Origin of the sequence: Actinomadura rubrisoli (assembly GCF_004349215.1) — a bacterium.
GTDB lineage: Bacteria > Actinomycetota > Actinomycetes > Streptosporangiales > Streptosporangiaceae > Spirillospora > Spirillospora rubrisoli.
On sequence record NZ_SMKU01000655.1, the window covers coordinates 1 to 1894 of the forward strand.

Consider the following 1894-nt stretch of genomic DNA (forward strand, 5'->3'; position numbering starts at 1 on the left):
GGCCCGCCCCCCGCGCCGTCCCGCCCGGCGGCGCCGCTACTTGATGAGGCCCTGGTCGCGCATCCAGTCGCGGGCGACGAAGACGGGGTCCTCGCCGTCCACGTCGACCTTGCTGTTGAGCTCGCGCATCGCGTTCGTGGTGAGCCTCGGGCTGATCTTGGCGAAGAGGGCGGTGAGCTCGGGATGCGCCCGCAGCACCGGCTCGCGGACGGTGATCGCCGGGTTGTAGTTGGGGAAGAAGTGCCGGCTGTCGGTGAGGGGGTGCAGGTCGCGCGCCTGGATGCGGCCGTCGCTGGTGGTGACCTCGCCGAACGTGCACCTGTTGTCGGTGACGGCGCGGTAGATGACGCCTTCGGTCATCTGCCGGACGTTCCCGGCGGGGACGGACGAGCCGTAGGACAGCCCGTACGCCGAGAGCATGCCGCGGAACCCGTCGTTGCGGGCGAGGAACTCCGGCGCGAGGCAGAACGTCCGCTGCGGCGCCGGGACCTTGGCCATGTCCGCCAGGTCGCGCAGGTTGTAGCGCTTCTGCACCGCCGTCGTCACGGCCATCGCGTAGGTGTTGTTGAACGGGGCGGGCGGCGCGAGCCAGGCGATGCGGTTCTTCTTCAGGTCGAGGTCGCGGACGGCGTCGAACTGCTTCTGCGGGTCGGCGATCGGGTCCTCCCGGCCCAGGTAGGTGATCCACCCGGTGCCGGTGTACTCCCAGCCGAGGTCGTTGTCGCCGCCGGTGATGGACTTGCGGAACGTGACGCTGCCCTGGGCGTTCGTGTGGTCCACGGGGTCGGCGCCGGCGGCCTTGAGCGCCAGCACCGCGATCTTGCCGAGGATCAGCTGCTCGGTGAACTCCTTGGACGTGACGCGGATCCGAGCGTCCTTCAGCCCCGGGATCGGCTGGATGCTGCCCGGCTCGACGCTCGGGATGAACGCCGAGGCGGGTTTCAGCCCGCAGGCGCCCAGCGCGAGCAGGACGGGGCAGAGCAGCGCCGCGCCGATCCGGCGCCCCACCGCGAGCCGGGGAGAGCGGCGTCCCGAGGCGAGCGCGGGACGGCGGCGTGTCGACGCCAGGCGGGTCGCCATCAGAGCCCCTTAGGCGCGAGGAGGCGGGTGGCCATGCCGCCCAGCCAGTCGATCAGCAGGGCGAGCAGGGCGATCAGGATGCAGCCGGTCAGCAGCACGGGGGTGCGCTGGGTGGTCACGCCCGTGGTGATCAGGTCGCCGAGCCCGCCGCCGCTGACGAACGAGGCGATGCTGGCCGTGCCGACCATCAGGACGAGGGTGGTGCGGATACCGGCGAGGATGACGGGCGTGGCGAGCGGCAGCTCGACGCGCGCGAGCACCATCGCGGACGACATCCCGATGCCGCGGCCCGCGTCGGTGAGGGTTGGGTCGACCTGCTGGAGCCCGACCATGGTGTTGCGGAGCGCGGGCAGCACGCCGTAGGCGACGAGCGCGATGACGGTCGTCCAGAAGCCGATGCCGAAGATGACGGCGAGCAGCACCACCACGCCGATCGCCGGGGCGGACTGCCCGATATTGGCCACGGCGAGGACGAGCGGCGTGGCCGGACGGGCCCAGACGCGGCTGAGGACGATCCCGAGCGGGATGGCGATGGCCAGCACGATCAGCGTGGAGGCCGCGGCCAGCTCGATGTGCTCCCACGTCTTCTGCCAGACGTAGTCGGGCTTGAGGGTCCGCTCCTCGATGCTGTCGAGCTCGGCGTTGCGCAGGTACACCATCCACGCGGCGCCCGCGAGGACGATCGCCGGCAGCACGCCGTAGGCGACGAGCGCGATGACGGTCGTCCAGAAGCCGATGCCGAAGATGACGGCGAGCAGCACCACCACGCCGATCGCCGGGGCGGACTGCCCGATATTGGCCACGGCGAGGACGA

At 71.3% G+C, this 1894-nt stretch carries 2 protein-coding genes; both read right to left on the minus strand.

Annotated features, from left to right (window positions below):
• Positions 1-36: 36 nt before the first annotated feature.
• Entirely contained in the window at positions 37-1080 is a 1044-nt protein-coding gene (locus E1298_RS46550; RefSeq protein ID WP_131903750.1) for a glycine betaine ABC transporter substrate-binding protein, read from the minus strand.
• Entirely contained in the window at positions 1080-1883 is an 804-nt protein-coding gene (locus E1298_RS46555; protein ID WP_243726264.1) for an ABC transporter permease, read from the minus strand. Before E1298_RS46555 ends, E1298_RS46550 begins: the two co-directional genes overlap by 1 nt.
• Between the last annotated feature and the right edge of the window lie 11 nt (positions 1884-1894).

Coding starts and splice junctions, on each gene's coding strand:
- E1298_RS46550 (WP_131903750.1), bottom strand. CDS start 1,080: ATGGCGACCCGCCTGGCGTCGACACGCCGCCGTCCCGCGCTCGCCTCG.